Genomic DNA, 16289 nt, shown 5'->3' on the forward strand with positions numbered 1-16289 from the left:
TCACTTTTATCAAAATCAAGGAATGTTGACAATTGAATCTTTCTTATTATTGATATATCACGAAATAGAGATGCTGAACTTGAAGGTGTTGGCGTTAACTAATTGAATTTTAATCTATTCCTTGGCTATTTAACATTGTTGTAACGTAACTTAGTCTTGAAGCTGACTATTTTAGGAGTAGAAAAATAAAACCTTATTCTTTAATTAAATCAAAAAAACGAACCATGAAGAAATTTTATTCAAGCTTTTCGGTCACGATTCTCATCGTCGCCTTTTTTATTACAAACTCGGCTACTGCGCAACTTGATTTTTTACCCCGTGGCAGTCAAAAAGCAAAAGTTTCACAACGCATCGGAAATACGGATGTGACCATTATTTACTCACGCCCGAGTGTTAATGGACGTGAAGTATGGGGTACTCTGGTGCCTTATGGGATGAACAATTTGGGATTTGGTACGGCCACCGAATCACCTTGGAGAGCAGGAGCAAATGAAAATACCATTTTCAAGACCACCCATGATCTTAATATTGGGGGGAAAACACTCCCTGCTGGAAAATACGGATTGCACATTATTGTTAATGAAGATAACACAGCAACCATTATCTTTTCAACGAATAATGGGGCGTGGGGGAGTTTTTTTTATGAGCCATCCGAGGATGCACTCAGGGTTGATGTAACTACCCAAGAAATTCCGCATGTGGAGCAACTTACCTATAGTTTTGATGATGTTACGGCGAATTCTGCAATTGTATCATTGGAATGGGGGAAAAAACAGATCCCTTTTAAAGTTGATGTTGATGTTACTCAAAATGTTTTAGCTGAAATCCGACAACAACTCCAAACATCTCCAGGTTTCAACCGCCAGAGCTGGGAACAGGCCGCTAATTTTGCATTGAACAATGGAGGTGATTTGGATGAGGCATTGGGTTGGATCAATGCAGCCATTGAAGGCCAGTTCTTTAGTAAGAAAACCTTTAACAATCTGAGCATAAAATCACAGATACTTGCTAAACAAGGTAAAACGGCAGAGGCCGATGCCGTAATGGAAGAAGCTTTGCCATTGGCAAACGTCTTACAAGTGCACGGTTACGGAAGACAGTTGATTGCACAGGGCAAGAAAGATAAAGCATTGGAAATATTCAAATGGAACGCCAAGAATAATAAAAATACGTGGCCTGTAGATTTTGGTTTGGCCAGAGGATATTCGGCTGTTGGAAATTATAAAACGGCCCTCAAACATCTCAAGATTGCTGCAGGCAGGGCTCCAAACCAGCCCAACAAGGATGCAATTGCTGCAGGCATCACCAAACTACAGGAAGGTAAGGATATCAATTAAAACGATAATTAATAGAAAGCCTGGCGAAAGCCGGGTTTTTTGTTAACTAATATAATTCCAAATGGTTTTATTGGCCATCATTTTGGAATATGAATTAAGAATGGGAGCATTCTCTGCTTTTTCTAGCCTTGGGTCTTGTTTGAGCAATTGAATGGCATGATAGCGGGCCGTTTTCAAAATTTGATTGTCCTTAACGATGTCCGCTATTTTGAGATTCAGCATGCCGCTTTGTTGGGTCCCCATTAAATCCCCTGGACCGCGAAGCTTAAGGTCGACCTCGGCAATCTCGAACCCATCATTGGTGCGTACCATGGTCTGTAGTCGGGTTTTGGAATCCTCAGAAAGTTTGTTGCCGGTCATTAAAATGCAAAAACTTTGTTCCGCACCTCGGCCAACACGCCCGCGTAGCTGGTGCAATTGGGAAAGACCGAACCTTTCGGCACTCTCAATGATCATTACAGAGGCGTTGGGAACGTTAACGCCCACTTCGATGACCGTAGTGGCGATCATGATATGGGTTTCGCCCTTAACAAACCGCTCCATTTCATAATCTTTGTCAGCCGGCTTCATTTTCCCGTGTACAATCGAAATCTGGTATTCAGGTTGTGGAAAATCACGGACAATGCTTTCGTAACCATCCATCAAATCTTTATAATCGAGTGCTTCTGATTCTTGAATCAGTGGATAGACAATGTAGATTTGTCTCCCTTTTTTGATTTCATCTTTAATGAATCCAAACACTTTTAACCGGTTGCTGTCGAACCTATGCACTGTTTTTATTGGTTTTCTACCAGGAGGCAGCTCATCAATCACCGAGATGTCCAAATCACCATAAAGGCTCATCGCAAGGGTTCTCGGGATAGGAGTGGCTGTCATTACCAAAATATGTGGGGGCGTTTGATTCTTATGCCACAACTTTGAACGTTGTGCCACACCAAACCGGTGCTGTTCATCCACAATGGCCAAACCAAGATTTTTGAACTGTACTTTGTCCTCCAAAACGGCATGCGTGCCGACCAATATGTTCAAATTGCCATTTTCCAGTTGATTGTGAAGTAAGGTTCGCTCGGATTTTTTTGTGGAGCCCGTCAACAAGGCAATTTTAATATCCATGTTTTCCAACAGCTCTTTGAGTCCATTGTAATGTTGGGCCGCCAAAATTTCTGTGGGTGCCATTAAACAGGCTTGGAAACCATTGTCAATAGCTAATAACATGCACATTAAGGCCACAATGGTCTTACCTGAGCCCACATCACCCTGTAGCAATCGGTTCATTTGGGCATTGCTGCCCAAATCGTTTCGAATTTCCTTGATTACCCTTTTTTGCGCTTTTGTGAGCTTAAAGGGTAGGTGGTTTTCAAAAAATTCAGTAAACTTTTCGCCCACGGCCTCAAAGGGCATTCCTTTTATTTTTTGTTTCCGTTGTAAATTTTGGGATATCAATCGTAACTGCACAAAAAACAACTCTTCAAACTTTAATCGAAATTGAGCTTTTGCCAATAATTCTTGATTCTTCGGAAAGTGAATGTTGAAAAGTGCGGAGCTCTTAGAAATCAACCTTAACTCTTCCAAAATGTTTTGCGATAAGGATTCGGGAAATTGGCCTTTGCACTCCAAAAACAACTGTTGCATCATTTTATTTATGACCCGATTGGTGATACCTTTATTGCTTAATTTTTCCGTAGAAGGGTAGATGGGCTGCATCACCATTTTTAATCCTTGTTGATGCTTTTGTAAGGTCTCCATTTCGGGGTGTGGCATCGAGAAGGTACTTCCGTATTTGTTCACCCTACCAAAAACCACGTAGGGCTCGTTCAGTTTTAAATTTTCCTTGATCCATTTGTGCCCTCGAAACCAAACTAGGTCCATTTGTCCTGTTTCATCCACAAAAGTGGCCACCAAACGCTTGCCCCGCTTTTGTTCCACGATTTTTATATGGACAATTTTCCCAACCACTTGCACATCGGCACCGCTGGGTTGTAGTTGATTAATTTTATAATAATTCGTTCTGTCCAAATAGCGGTTGGGAAAGAGATGTAGCAGGTCCCTAAAGGTCTCAATGCCCAATTCGGCCTTTAGGACATCGGCCCTATTTGGACCAACTCCTTTGAGATATGCTATGGGAGTTTGCAGAAAATTGGGATTCATCGAACTAAAATATGTAATTTGGAAGGACTTTTGATAAGATGATGGTATGAAGCTGAGTCCCGTAATCGTTTTTTTATTATTCCTACAGTTCTTGTCCGCCCAAATTCAGGATAAGGTCGACTTTGTGCATGCCAAAGTTTTGATTGAACCCACACCATCCGAAAATCGCATAAATGGTAGTGTTGTCTATCAATTTGATGTAATTGAAGATGTGAGTTCCGTTTATCTTGATGCTGTAAATCTTGAGTTTTCATCAGTTTTTCTGGATGATGCAAAAATAGACTACGATTACAATGGTCGAAAAATAACCATCAAGAAAAAGTTGGAAAGGGGAGGGAATCATACGCTAAAACTAGAATATGTAGCCAAACCCAAACAAACGGTATATTTTTTAGGATGGGACGATGGTGTTAGGAACAATGAACAGGTTTGGACCCAAGGACAGGGAAAATATACCAGTCATTGGTTGCCCAGTTTTGATGATATGACCGAAAAGGTCGAGTTTGACCTGGATATTATCCTAAAACAGGATTATACGGTAATCGCGAACGGCAAGTTGGTCAAGAAAGATATGTTGCCCGATTCCAAGGGGTATTTGTGGCAGTTTGATATGGAGAAACGGATGAGCAGCTATTTGGTGGGTTTTGCCATTGGGGACTATAATAAAAAAACAGTTGAATCATCTTCTGGAATTCCGATTGAACTGTATTATGAACCCACGGATTCTACTAAAGTGGAGCCCACTTACCGATACAGCAAACATATTTTTGACTTTTTAGAAACAGAAATCGGCGTTCCTTATCCTTGGCAGACCTATAAACAGGTGCCCGTTCAGGATTTTCTGTATGCGGGAATGGAAAATACCACCTGCACCATATTTTCCAATCAATATGTGATAGATTCTATCGCCTTTGTGGACAAAAACTACGTGAATGTAAATGCTCACGAGATGGCTCACCATTGGTTTGGCGATTTGGTCACCGAAACCAGTAGCGAACACCATTGGCTGCACGAAGGCTTTGCCACATTTTACGCTTATTTGGCGGAAAAGGACATTTTTGGTGATGATTATTTCTATTGGCATTTATTGGAAACGGCCAAAGCCTTACAGCGTTTTTCTGGTGATGATGGAGGCGAGGCACTTCGCAATCCGAACGCAGGCAGCCTTACTTTTTACGAAAAAGGTGCTTGGGCCTTGGTAATGCTCAGAGATCGCGTAGGGGAGGAAGCTTTTCAGCGAGGCGTGCAGAATTACCTAAACAAATATGCCTTTAAAAATGTGACCATTCCCAATTTTATGGAGGAACTGGAAAAAGTTTCGAACACCGACCTCGATGATTTTGAGAAGCTGTGGCTGCAGAATCCTGATTTTCCTTATGAGATAGTAGTTTCATTCTTGAAACAGAAAAATGCGTCCATCAAAACCTATTTTGAGCTAAAAAATAAGATAGTGGATCAACCTGAAAAGACCGAGGCCATTTTAAAACGAGCTTGGAAAAGATTAAAATCAAACCAACTAAAAGAAAACCTTGTTTTGGATTATGGAGATAAGTTATCCGCAGAATTTTTGAGCGACATTATCAAATCTGAAGCTTTAAAAGTAATACAAGCCGTTATATTGTCCCAGAACAAAATTCAAGTAGAGCTTCAAACAACGGTCGAGGGACTTTTAAACGATAAGAGCTACACGACTATAGAAGCTGCTTTGTACCGATTGTGGACCGACTTTCCCCGAAACAGAAGCAAATACCTCAATGAAACTGATGGAATCATAGGGTTTCCGAATAAGAATATCCGATTGTTATGGTTGACCCTTGCCTTAGTAACTCCTGAGTACAATCCAAACTCAAAAGCCTTATATTTTGATGAATTGAGCGGTTATACAGGTTCCGAGCATCATTTTGAAACTCGTTTGATTGCTTTTCAATACTTAAAAAGTATTGGTGGTTTTACGGATACTGTGCTAAAGAACTTAGTGGAGTCCTGCAGTCACCATGTATGGCATTTTAAAAAGTCGGCCAGAGAAATATTGAACGCCTTTTTGCAATCTGAAGGGAATACGGCCCGTATTAAGAGTCTTTACCCTTTGTTAAGTCAGCAAGAAAAACAATATTTGGAGAAAACTTTAGGTGAATGAGGGCATTGGTTATTTCAGGAGGAGGTAGTAAGGGTGCCTTTGCAGGTGGTGTTGCCCAATTTTTGATTCAGGAAGCCAAACATGATTACGATTTGTTCGTTGGAACTTCTACGGGCAGTCTATTGATTTCACATTTGGCATTGAATAAATTGGATAAGATCAAAAACATCTATTCAAACGTCAACCAAGGCAGTATTTTCAACAATTGCCCTTTCATTATCAAGAAAAAACATGGTGTAGAAACCATTGCCATTAACCATTGGAATGTGGTCAAAAACTTCATTAAGGGTAAAAAAACCTTTGGAGAAAGTGAAAATCTGCGAAAATTAATTCGTAGATCTATTACTGTTGAAGAGTTCAACGAGTTGAAACAGAGTAAAATCGATGTAGTGGTTACCGTGTCCAATTTATCGTTGAACCAAGTGGAATACAAATCCATAAACGATTGCACGTATGACGAATTCTGCGACTGGATATGGATTTCATCCAACTACACGCCTTTTATGAGCTTGGTTAAAAAGAATGGTTGCGAATATGCTGATGGAGGCTTGGGAACTTTAGTTCCCATTGAGGAAGCGTTGAATCGAGGTGCCACAGAAGTCGATGTAGTGGTGCTTCATACAGAAGTAAACCACTTGAACCGGATGTCCTCCAAAAACCCGTTCGATCTGATCACTACGATTTTCGGCTTTATGCTGGATCGTATTGAGAATCAGAATATCCGAATCGGTAAATTAGTGGCGAACCAAAAGGATGCCATCATCAATTTCTACTATACACCAACGGTTCTCACCACAAATTCATTGGTTTTCAATAAAGAAAGAATGACCTTGTGGTGGAAACGCGGTTATTTGTATGCCAAAAATAAGAATGAGGAAACTAGCCCAATAGAACCTGAAAGGCAAGAATAGATTACTTCCAAAGGTCGGTTACTTCCTTCTTTACAAATGCCAAAGCCGCATTGGATGGAGACTCTTTCTCCATGGTCTGGTTGAGAATGTCTTCTCGAAGTTTATCCGGCGAATCAGTTTCACTCATCCCAGCAGAACGTATGATTTGAATCGTCGTATTCTTAGCTGTTTTAATAATGTTCCAACAAGAATCCGACATGTAAATCTGCTGTGATAAGTTGTGTTCAAACTCCGTTTCAATCTGTTTTATAAGCAAGTTTTCGTAGTCACTTTTACTTTTTCCTTTAGGAGCTACACGCACAACAAGACTGTTCAATGCTATACGTTCCAAGAAAAGTGCCATACGTTCGTAGGCCTGTAAACGAATTGGCAAAGTTTCTTTTTGGGAATCTTTGTGCAGCAAAAATCGTCTGCGTCCATCTTCGTTTCGGGTGTGCAATCTAAAAAAATAGAAAGCCACCGCACCTGTCACGACAGCTGGTAATAAATAAGCAAATAACTGAAGGATTTGATCTCCACTCATAAGGTAGTCTGGTTTTTTATTGATTTTACACTACCAAGAACGCACCAAAACCTCAAAAAGTATTTTGGTATAAAGGTTATTGCGCTGCCTTTGCACTTTCTTTGGCCTTAGCATAAAAACCTTTGTAATCGGGCTGCAATTTAATATTGATACCTTCTTTGAAATTGCCGTCTTTGGCAGAAATTTTAATGCTTTCCGCAGGAATCTCCAAGCTCGTCACCAATTCCGAAGCGATAGCAGTAACTTGATTGTAGGTTGGGCCAAACTCTCCAGTAATGTTCAAACCTTCAACCTCTGCTTTGAAGTTGGGGTTCGATTTGATTACATCGGCAACACCGGCCAGCCATGTTTTTCCTTCTTCCGAAAGTTCGGATGACGTATCCGAATCAAAAAGTGCAGTTAAACTATTGCTTATGATAACAATACCTCCTTCAACACCTACTTTGGCATTTTCACCTAAAGTTTGTTTTATACGAGTTAAAGAAACAATAGCAGTGGAATCATTGGCTGAAATCATATCATTGATACCGCTAAGTTGTTTTTCTTTTCTGGAAAGAGCTGCCATGGCCATGTCCACATTTTCAGAGTTTTGTTTTGAGAGTTCCGAGAAGTTGCTCAAGTTGCCCAATAAGGTGGCGTTGGCATCTCGCAGGCTAACATTTTCTGCTTTTAAAGCTTCGGCCTCTGCATTGCTGGATGATATTTCACGTTTTGCCTTGGCCAATTCCTGTTCTACCTCTGAAATTTTGGATTTAAGAATATCGATCTCAGCAAAAAGCTCGCTTTTTCGTTGAGAAAAAGCACTTGTGGCAATCACAAGAAACAGGATTAAGGGTAAATTTCTTTTCATAAGTAGTACAATTATCTGGGTCTAAATTATAATGTTTTTTCCAATGCTGGTTTTCCGCCTAGGTGTTTACAATCAAAAAGGTGTTGCATGGAATCAAATTCTACATTTTCTTTTTGATATCTGTATACGGATTTCAAATCACTGCTAAGATAATCATCATCTACGTTTACTTGCACATCATCCATCTTAAATTGACAAGGATGCTCGTAGCCCGCGGCATGCGTGATTTCCAAAAGTTCTTTTCTGAATGTTTTGAAGTATTGGGCCAACCTATCCGATTTTAAAGGCACGTTGATGCCATTTTGGCGCCATTTATTCTGAGTGGCGATACCAGCGGGACATCTGTTGGTATGGCACACTTGAGCCTGGATGCAACCAATGCTCATCATCGCTTCTCGGGCTACATTGATGCAATCGGCACCCATGGCAAATGCCATTGCTGCTTTTCCTGGGAAACCAAGCTTTCCACTACCAATAAACACAATTCGCTCCGTAAGTCCATACTCCATAAACAGACTATAAACTTTGGAAAAGCCATAGGTCCAAGGTAATGAAACATGGTCGGCAAAACTTGGAGGAGCGGCACCGGTTCCACCTTCACCACCATCAACAGTAATAAAATCGGGACCTTTTCCTGTCTTCTTCATTAAATCGGCCAATTCTTTCCATTGGTCAATTTTCCCAATAGCTCCTTTTATGCCCACGGGCAATCCAGTCTCCTCTGCAATCGATTCAATAAATTCTAAAAGCTCTGGAATGGTAGTAAAAGCTTTGTGGGTAGGAGGGGAAATAACATCTTCACCAACTTCAACCCCACGAATCTCTGCAAGTTCTGGGGTGATTTTTGAACCAGGGAGTACTCCACCTTTTCCCGGTTTGGCTCCTTGGGAAAGTTTAATTTCAATGGCTTTGATGCAAGGGTTTTCATCCACCAAGACCTTTAATTTGTCCATGGAGAATCCACCATCTCTAGATCGAACGCCAAAATAGCCTGTTCCAAAATGGAAAATAACATCCCCGCCCTTTTTATGATAAGGGGATAGTCCACCTTCCCCTGTGTTGTGGTACGCGCCACATTTTTCTACACCCTGATTCAAAGATTCAATGGCAGCAGCGGACAAAGAACCAAAACTCATGGCAGAAACGTTGATTATGGATGCAGGACGATAGGGTCTTTTACGTTTGTTATAAGCTCCCATCACCTTGGCGCAGGGCAAAAAATATGGATGCTCATTATTTGGATGATTTTTAGGGGCCTGAAACCCGATCATTGCATTTTTGATGAAGATATGTTGGTGTTTGTAAATATCCCTGTCGGTTCCGAAACCCTCATAATTGTTCTCCTTTTTAGCTGATGCATAGATCCACCCTCGTTCAATACGGTTAAAAGGAAGTTCCTCCCGGTTATTGGCCACAAAATACTGGCGCATTTCAGGTCCAATGCTCTCCAACCAATAGCGTAGGTGACCTACGATGGGGTAATTGTGACTAATTGTGTGTGCTTTTTGGAAAAAGATATCCCGTAGGGCAACCAAGAGAAGGAAAATCAATATCCACACCCACCATTGGATATTGGCCAGAAAATCAAGAAATGCTTCCATTTGTATAATTTGAAGTAGTAGCTACAAATATCAAGCCCCAATATCCAATTCCAAATGTCGGAAGATATTGAGGCTGTATGCGTCAATTTTCGAAATGAAGGATTATTTACTTCTATCCAAATAATCCAGTGCAATTTCTGTCATCGTTTTTACACCTAACTGCAAGCCGCTATCATCAATTTTAAAGTCGGGCGTGTGGTGCGGAAAATGCTCATCAGGCCCAGCGTTGGGGTCTTTCCCTCCTAAAATGTAAAAGAAACCGGGTATCTTTTCTTGGTAGAAGGAGAAATCTTCGGCTCCGGTGATGGCTTTTATCAAATGTACATTTTCGTTTCCTGCCATTTTTTGAAGGCTTGGAAGAGAGGTTTCGGTCAAATCTGGGTCGTTATAAGTGATTGGCACCCCTTTGGCAATTTCCACGGTAGCTTCGGCGCGATAGGCTTTGGCAATGGTTTCTGCCATTTCTTTCATCCTATCGTTCACTTGCTTTTGCATATCGTAATCCAACGTACGGATTGTCCCTACCAGTTCCGCACTTTCGGGAATGATGTTGTTACGAACCCCACCACTGATTTTCCCAACAGTGATTACTGCTGCTTCCTTGGTCAACTCCAATTCACGGCTAATGATGGATTGGTAACCATCTACAATTTTAGAAGCTACATAAATTGGGTCAACACCGCCCCATGGTTGTGAACCGTGAGATTGCTTTCCTTTAATTTTGACTACGAAACGTTGTGCTGCGGCTAAAGCTCCACCTGGTTTGTAGGCAATGTGCCCAACAGGAAGGTAAGAACCAATGTGAAGTCCATAAATGGCGTCCACTTTTGGGTTTTCAAGTACACCTTCTTTTACCATAAGTTCAGCGCCACCTTGTTCTCCTGGAGGTGCTCCTTCTTCGGCAGGTTGGAATATAAATTTTACGGTTCCGTGGATTTTATCCTTGTTTTTGGCCAAAACCTCTGCAGTTCCCATCATTATGGCAATGTGAGTGTCATGTCCACAAGCGTGCATTACACCAACTTCTTGTCCTAAATATTCGGATTTGACCTCCGATTTAAAAGGAAGGTCGTTTCTTTCGGTGACGGGAAGAGCATCAATATCGGCTCTAAGCGCAACAACTTTTCCGGGATGGCCTCCTTTCAAAATTCCTACTACACCTGTGTGTGCCACACCAGACTGCACCTCAATTCCTAAAGATTTTAAGTGAGCGGCTATTTTCTCCGCAGTTTTGAACTCCCTGTTGCTGAGCTCTGGATTTTGGTGTATGTCTCGACGCCATTCGATTACTTTGGATTCTACGGCCGCAATATCCTTTTCCAGTCCATGATCTTGGGCGTACATGGATAAACTTACAGAACAGAGTGCAAGTGCTAAAAATTTCTTCATAATAATGTGTTGGTTTATAATTTAATTGGACGGTATCCTTGGTTTTGTAATTGGATGTTGGCTGTCATTGCAGATAGCGCAATCTTAACTCCAGGAATCAAATCTTCTTTTGGAAGGTCCCTTGTTTTTGATGATTGTCCGCACATGATGACTTCCACACCGGCACCCAATAAACTTTCTACAAGTTCACGGTTTGGGTTGTCCACCTTGTATCTTTTTTGAAATGCTTCATCTGACAACAGGTTTCTGGCAGCGCTTCCATGAACAATGAGTGCAACTTTTAATTGGGAAAGCGAGAATCCATTTTGTGCGTGTAAATTTAAAAAACGCGCAACGGTGTTCAAGTTTCTATTGATTTCCGTATCGGATTCTGGACCATCTTTAACATCAAAAACTACCTTGAGCTCTTGTGAAGTGTCAGTTTTGAAGTCGGGATTGTCTATTTCCCAAACAGCTCCATAGTCTTCTATAATCGGGCCTGATTTGGTTTTTTGGGAAATTCCGGAAAATGTCATAAAAAGTAAAAGAAATAGGGGGAAAGGGTGAAAATTCATCAGCATTATTAATTGAGAGCCTAAATATATTCAAAAAACAACTTAAATCCGACAACAGTGTTTATAAAAAGTGAAAGGTTCATTTTAGCAAAAGGCCAATATTGGCTAATTTCACACCTACTTTAAAAAAGCTTCGCCCTTGAGTACTTTTATAGATGAATTGAATGATGCGCAGCGTGCTCCGGTACTGCATAAGGATGGACCTTTAATGGTGATTGCAGGTGCGGGTTCCGGGAAAACCCGAGTGCTAACTTATCGAATTGCCCATTTAATGGAGCAAGGGGTGGACTCCTTTAATATTTTGGCCCTTACCTTTACCAATAAAGCAGCACGTGAGATGAAGAAAAGAATCGCCACGATTGTTGGAGATTCTGAGGCCAAGAACCTTTGGATGGGAACTTTTCACTCCGTTTTTGCCAAATTGCTTCGATTTGATGGTGATAAATTGGGGTACCCTAGCAATTTTACCATTTATGATACGCAAGACTCCCAGCGTTTGATCGCTTCCATTATTAAAGAAATGGGGCTGGACAAGGATATCTATAAATACAAGCAGGTTCAGAACCGGATTTCATCCTATAAAAATAGTTTGATCACCGTTAAGGCTTATTTTCAAAATCCTGAACTGATGGAGGCCGATGCCATGGCCAAACGTCCAAGGTTGGGAGAGATTTATCAGAATTATGTGGATCGATGCTTTAAGGCGGGCGCTATGGATTTTGATGACCTTTTATTGCGGACCAATGAGCTGTTGACCCGTTTTCCTGAGGTGTTGATGAAGTATCAGGACCGATTTAGATACATTTTGGTGGATGAGTACCAGGATACCAATCATTCGCAATACCTGATTGTAAAAGCGCTTTCTGACCGATACCAGAATATTTGTGTGGTAGGGGATGATGCACAGAGTATTTATTCCTTCCGAGGTGCTAACATCAGTAACATCTTGAACTTTCAAAAGGATTATGACGATGTGGCCATGTACCGTTTGGAGCAGAACTATCGTTCCACTAAAAACATCGTGAATGCCGCCAACTCTATTATAGCCAATAATAAAAACCAGTTGGAGAAAAATGTATGGACCTCCAACGATGATGGCGGGCTTATACAAATACACCGAAGTGTTACAGATGCAGAGGAGGGACGCTATGTGGCAGGTTCTATTTTTGAGAACAAGATGCAGCAGCAAATGCAAAATGGTGATTTTGCCGTATTGTATCGGACCAATTCACAATCTCGTGCCATAGAGGATGCTCTTCGTAAACGTGATATCCCTTATCGCATTTATGGTGGACTTTCCTTTTATCAACGAAAGGAAATCAAAGATGTGCTGGCCTATTTGCGGCTTATCATCAATCCAAAAGATGAAGAAGCGCTAAAGCGGGTCATCAACTTCCCAACTAGGGGAATAGGACAAACCACCATTGATAAACTTTTGGTGGCAGCAAACCATTACGGTCGTTCCATTTATGAAGTAATGGAGCATTTGGATAAGCTTAATTTGAATATCAATGCGGGGACCAAGCGTAAGTTGACGGATTTTGTCACCATGATCAAGAGTTTCCAAATCATGAATGAAGGTTCCGATGCTTTTACTTTGGCAGAACATGTGGCCAAAAAAACAGGTCTTTTATTGGAGTTTAAAAAGGACGGTACTCCAGAGGGTATCGCCAAGATGGAAAACATTGAAGAGCTTTTAAACGGTATCAAGGATTTTGTGGAGGGACAAAAGGAAATAGCTGATGCCACAGGAAGCCTTACAGAATTTTTAGAAGATGTGGCTCTTGCTACGGATATGGATAAGGATATAGGAGATGACGACCGAGTTGCTCTTATGACCATCCACTTGGCCAAGGGATTGGAGTTTCCATATGTATATATTGTTGGAATGGAAGAGGATTTGTTCCCTTCGGCCATGAGCATGAACACTCGAAGTGAGTTGGAGGAGGAACGAAGATTGTTCTACGTAGCATTAACACGTGCCGAAAAACAAGCATTTCTCACGTATACCCAGAATAGGTACCGTTGGGGTAAACTTATTGATGCTGAACCCAGTCGATTTCTGGAAGAGATAGAAGAGCAGTATGTGGAGAACCTGACTCCTGTGAACGATGGTTACCGATATAAATCCATGATCAACAAAGACATTTTTGGAGAGGTGGATAAAAGTAGGCTTCGACAAATTAAGCCTCAAAATGGTATGCCACCAAGTACTCAGAAACCTAACGAAAACCAGCTACGGAAGTTAAGAAAGCTAAAACCCGAAATTTCTTCACCAGCCATGACAACGGATATTGATCCTGGATTGGTTGTGGGCGCCCGTGTTAACCATACCCGCTTTGGAAGAGGAAAAATACTTAATATTGAAGGTGCAGGGAACGATAGAAAAGCTGAAATCCATTTTGACCAAGGCGGCATCAAGAAATTATTGCTGCGTTTTGCCAAACTTGAGGTTTTGGATAATGCCTAATCCAAATTTTCGCTTTCTGATCATGAAACCCTCACGGGTTTAGGGATTTTCTAAATAATTTTAGGGAGTCTGCATAGGTGGGTAAAAATGCTTAAATTCAGAGCTAAATTTTTGAATTTTCAGACCAAACCAACCGACTTCCCCTATGAAAAATCTCTTTCTCAAACCTGTATTTCTAGCAGTTACCATTCTTATTCTCACTCTTTTTGGAGTTGCTGGCTATCATTATGCATTAGGATACCCAGCTTGGGCAACCATGTTAGCTGGAATGCTGATAGGTATTGTATTGCTCGCCCTATTGAAAATACTATTGACCTGGCTGGCGCCTTTGGCAAAGAAAATACCGTTGGCCTTTGTCACAACTCTATTTGGTGGCTTTTTAACCTTGTACATCTTGCGAATGTATGCTTTTAGATGGCCTTCCGTTTTATTTTATGGTCTTGCACTTTTTGGTTTTATCTGTTTAGTACTACTCACTTTAGGTCTTTGGCAAATCATTAAAAAGAGAAACGCAAAAGCAAGTGTTCCCCTTGTTGTTTTAAGTGTTGTTTTGGTGGTGTTGGGGTTTTATGGATTCAACTCCCTTGATGGAGACCCTTATGTAGATGCATCAGCAGCGGAAGAATCTGCTGATGTTACCTATTTGAGCGAAATGGGTATTGAAAATCCAGCTACAAAAGGAAATTTTGAGGTAGATGTTTTTACTTATGGAAGTGGAACAGATGAAAAGCGACCTGAATACGCAGAGGGTGTCAAATTGAAAACACCAACGGTGGATGCTTCTTTATTGTTACCTGATTGGAAGGGTAAAAAGAAGAAATGGCGAGAAAAATATTGGGGATTTGGTGTAGATAGTTTTCCATTGAACGCCCGTGTTTATATGCCGAAAGGCGATGGCCCTTTTCCTATGGTAATGATGGTACACGGTAACCATAGTATGCTGGATTATTCGGATGGTGGATACGCTTATCTAGGAGAACTTTTGGCCAGTAGGGGAATTATAGGGGTCTCTGTGGATGAGAATTTTATCAATGGACATTGGTCCGGTGATTTTATGGGCAAAGAAATGCCTACTCGTGGATGGTTATTGCTCAAACATTTGGAACAATGGAAAAAATGGAACCAAGACAGTGGTTCTGATTTGGCTGGCAAAGTGGACTTGGATAATATTATACTTGTGGGCCATTCCCGAGGAGGAGAAGCAGTATCCATTGCAGCGGCCTTCAACACATTGGATAGGTTCCCTGACAATGGCAATGAAAAGTTCGATTTTGGTTTTGGTATTAAAGGTGTCATTACAATAGCTCCAACGGATTATAGGTACAATCGTGAAATTAGTCTGACCGATATCAATTATTTGTCGATTCAGGGAGCGTACGACTCCGACGAGACCAGTTTTTGGGGAATGCGACCTTATCACCGTCTTAAATTTTCAAAAGATTTTGATGGCTTCAAGGCGGGTTTATATATGAATCATGCCAATCATGGCCAGTTTAATTCTACCTGGGGGCGGTCTGATTTTGGTGCGCCGATGAAATGGTTGCTTAACCTGAAACCTTTGGTTTCGGGAGAAGAGCAGCGTCAAACGGCCAAAGTTTATGTGAGCGCTTTTGCGGAGGCAGTACTAAATGGGAATAAGGATTACCAACCCATGTTCAAAAACGTGGATTTGGTAAGCGATTGGTTGCCAAAAGAGGATTACAGGACCCAATACAGCGATATTTACAAAAATGTACTGTTAAATTTTGAGGGCGATATAGATGTGACCAGTGCATCAAATGGAATAAAGTTGTCTGCCGAGAATTTCAAGTTCTGGCGCGAAACGGAATTGGAGTCTCGAGATGGTGGAAGTCAACAGAACAATGCGTTAGTTCTTGGCTGGAAGTATGGTTCAAATGTAAGTAAGGATTCTATACCGAGTTATCAAATAGTGCTGCCAGATACCCTAAAGGATTTTAGTATTGTTGATACACTGGCACTTTCTATGGCAATGGGAAATATTTCCGAATTAAAAACAAAAGGTGAAAAAGGTGAAAAAAGTGAGACACCAAAAATCGGATTCAATTTTAGTGTGGTGCTCAAAGATAGTTTAGGGAATTCCGCTTCGGTAGCGTTGGATGAGGAGAACAGGCTTCCGAGTACTATCAAAACCAAGTTTACCAAGTTTAAATTTTTAGATAAGGATATGATTGGTAAGGACTCGGAGGTGCAATTGAAGAGTTGTTATGTTCCAATCTCTTCTTTTTTGGAAAAGACAGATAGCCTAAAATTGAATAAACTACAAAGTATCCATTTGGTTTTTGACAAGGATTCTCTTGGTGTTGTTGTCTTGGATGATATTGGATTTTACAGAAAAGCGCAATAAGGTT

Annotated in this window: 11 protein-coding genes; 5 read left to right on the forward strand and 6 right to left on the reverse strand. The window is 41.0% G+C overall.

Annotation, left to right across the window (positions count from 1 at the left end):
* The first annotated feature begins 224 nt into the window (after positions 1-224).
* Entirely contained in the window at positions 225-1337 is a 1113-nt protein-coding gene (locus ACQQ5U_RS02330) for a DUF2911 domain-containing protein (protein WP_437395327.1), read from the forward strand.
* A 42-nt stretch (positions 1338-1379) separates the two neighbouring features.
* On the opposite strand, the gene recG is transcribed toward ACQQ5U_RS02330, so the two are convergent.
* Positions 1380-3485, reverse strand: a complete 2106-nt coding sequence (recG, locus tag ACQQ5U_RS02335; RefSeq protein WP_437395328.1) for an ATP-dependent DNA helicase RecG — start codon at positions 3483-3485, stop codon at positions 1380-1382.
* A 46-nt stretch (positions 3486-3531) separates the two neighbouring features.
* Here recG and ACQQ5U_RS02340 point away from each other — a divergent pair, with 46 nt between their 5' ends.
* Both ACQQ5U_RS02340 and ACQQ5U_RS02345 read left to right on the forward strand, forming a co-directional pair.
* On the forward strand, positions 3532-5622 hold the full coding sequence (locus ACQQ5U_RS02340; protein ID WP_437395329.1) for a M1 family metallopeptidase: 2091 nt from the start codon (positions 3532-3534) through the stop codon (positions 5620-5622).
* Positions 5619-6533 (forward strand): patatin-like phospholipase family protein, encoded by a 915-nt coding sequence (locus ACQQ5U_RS02345; protein WP_437395330.1) that lies wholly within the window; start codon positions 5619-5621, stop codon positions 6531-6533. The genes ACQQ5U_RS02340 and ACQQ5U_RS02345 overlap by 4 nt, the downstream gene beginning before the upstream one ends.
* 1 nt (position 6534) lies before the next feature.
* On the opposite strand, the gene ACQQ5U_RS02350 is transcribed toward ACQQ5U_RS02345, so the two are convergent.
* From ACQQ5U_RS02350 to ACQQ5U_RS02370, 5 genes are all read right to left on the reverse strand, one after another.
* Complete coding sequence (locus tag ACQQ5U_RS02350; protein ID WP_414460251.1) at positions 6535-7056, reverse strand: hypothetical protein; 522 nt, start codon at positions 7054-7056, stop codon at positions 6535-6537.
* A gap of 76 nt (positions 7057-7132) precedes the next feature.
* On the reverse strand, positions 7133-7906 hold the full coding sequence (locus tag ACQQ5U_RS02355) for a hypothetical protein (protein WP_437395331.1): 774 nt from the start codon (positions 7904-7906) through the stop codon (positions 7133-7135).
* A gap of 26 nt (positions 7907-7932) precedes the next feature.
* Positions 7933-9507 (reverse strand): FMN-binding glutamate synthase family protein, encoded by a 1575-nt coding sequence (locus tag ACQQ5U_RS02360; RefSeq protein WP_437395332.1) that lies wholly within the window; start codon positions 9505-9507, stop codon positions 7933-7935.
* Between the two features lie 102 nt (positions 9508-9609).
* Positions 9610-10896, reverse strand: a complete 1287-nt coding sequence (locus tag ACQQ5U_RS02365) for an amidohydrolase (protein ID WP_437395333.1) — start codon at positions 10894-10896, stop codon at positions 9610-9612.
* A 14-nt stretch (positions 10897-10910) separates the two neighbouring features.
* Positions 10911-11411 carry a DsrE family protein gene (locus ACQQ5U_RS02370; protein ID WP_437395334.1) on the reverse strand — a complete coding sequence of 167 codons (501 nt, stop codon included), beginning with the start codon at positions 11409-11411 and terminating at the stop codon, positions 10911-10913.
* Between the two features lie 178 nt (positions 11412-11589).
* Between ACQQ5U_RS02370 and ACQQ5U_RS02375 the strand changes: the two genes are divergently transcribed.
* Positions 11590-13920, forward strand: coding sequence for an ATP-dependent helicase (locus ACQQ5U_RS02375; protein WP_437395335.1), 2331 nt, complete (start codon positions 11590-11592; stop codon positions 13918-13920).
* Positions 13921-14065: 145 nt separating this feature from the next.
* Positions 14066-16285, forward strand: a complete 2220-nt coding sequence (locus ACQQ5U_RS02380; protein ID WP_437395336.1) for a hypothetical protein — start codon at positions 14066-14068, stop codon at positions 16283-16285.
* Positions 16286-16289: the final 4 nt, after the last annotated feature.

Source organism: Flagellimonas lutimaris, assembly GCF_051494225.1.
Taxonomy (GTDB): domain Bacteria; phylum Bacteroidota; class Bacteroidia; order Flavobacteriales; family Flavobacteriaceae; genus Flagellimonas; species Flagellimonas lutimaris_A.